A 1,392-nucleotide genomic window follows, 5' to 3' on the forward strand; every position below is an offset into this window, starting at 1 on the left:
CCGATGAGCGCCTGACCCGGGTACATCCCGAGCGAGATCAGAACATCGCGGAAATTCAAGCCGGAGGCACGAACACCGACACGCACCTCACCCACGCCCAGGGGCCGGGTGGCGTCGTCAGTGGCGATGAGGCACAGGTCTTCGAGCGTCCCACCGTCGCCGGAGTCCAAGCGCCATGACGGGGAGTCGGCCGGCGGGACGAGAGAGCCTCCGGAGGCGGCCGAAGCCAGGCGTGCGCGATGGACGGCACCCGCTCGTACGGCGAGTTCGGGCTCGCCGGAGGCCAGCGCGACCGGGACGGCTGCGACCGACGACGCGTCGTCGTCGAGGTCGAGCAGGGTGAAGCGGTCCGGGTTCTCCGACTGAGCGGATCTGACGAGGCCGCGCAGGGCCGCGTTCGCCAGGCCCGGCACATCGTCACCGGGCTCGGTGGCGACGGCCTGCCGGGTGACGAACACCAGTCGGCTGTCGGCGAAGCGCTCGTTCCCCAGCCACTCCTGCAGCAGTGCGAGCGTGGTGAGGACCGTCTCGGAGGTGTGCCGGGCGAGGTCATCCGGTGCGGGGTCGGCATCGACCTGTGCCAGGACCGTTGCGGGCACCTCACCGGAGTCCGCGACCGCGGCCAGGTCGGGGAAGGTCCCGAAGCCCAGCGTCTCCAGCCCGGCCGCGCCGATGGCCCCGATGATGGCCCCGTCGACCGTTCCGGGGTCCGTGTCCGCCGCCTCCACCGCGGCCCAGTCGACACGGTAGAGGGAGTCGAGCGATCCGCTCCGGCCCGCGACCAGCTGTTCCGCGGTGACCGGGCGAAAAACCAGGGAGTCGAGGGAGATGACGGGCGTACCGAAGGGGTCCACCGCTTCGAAGGCGATGCCGTCGCCGCCCGCCTTCCTCAAGCGACAGCGCAGCGAGGAGGCGCCCAGGGCGCGCAGGGCGACCCCGCTCCACGCGAACGGCAGCATGGCCTGTCCGGAGGAGTCGGGCAGGAGACCGCCGGCGCCCACCGCGTGCAGAGTGGCGTCCAGCAGGGCGGGGTGGATCCCGAACCCCTTGGTTTCCTCCGCTTCGGGCAGGGCGACCTCGGCGAACACCTCGTCGCCCCGCCGCCACGCGGCCCGCAGGCCCCGGAACGCCGGACCGTAGGTCAACCCGCGTTCGGCCAGGCTCGGGTAGAGGGCGTCGATGTCGAGCGCGGTCGCTCCTTCGGGCGGCCACTGGGCGAGGTCGAAGTCGGCCGTCGAGGTGTCGGCGGTGAGCGTCCCACCCGCGTGCCGGGTCCACCCGTCTCCGTTGTCGGCGCGGGAGTGGACGGAGAACGCGCGGCGCCCGGAATCGTCCGGTGCCGAGATCCGCACTTGGACCGCCCGGCCGCCGTCACGGGGAAGCACGAGCGGT

1 protein-coding gene is annotated in these 1,392 nt (G+C 72.6%); it reads right to left on the minus strand.

What is annotated here, in order from left to right:
* Nucleotides 1–1,392, minus strand: a 1,392-nt coding sequence (locus tag NLI01S_RS24770; protein ID WP_190318591.1) for a polyketide synthase dehydratase domain-containing protein, incomplete at both ends; no start/stop codon positions are given.

Origin of the sequence: Nocardiopsis listeri NBRC 13360, from assembly GCF_001570765.1 — a bacterium.
In the GTDB taxonomy this organism is placed as follows: Bacteria; Actinomycetota; Actinomycetes; order Streptosporangiales; family Streptosporangiaceae; genus Nocardiopsis; species Nocardiopsis listeri.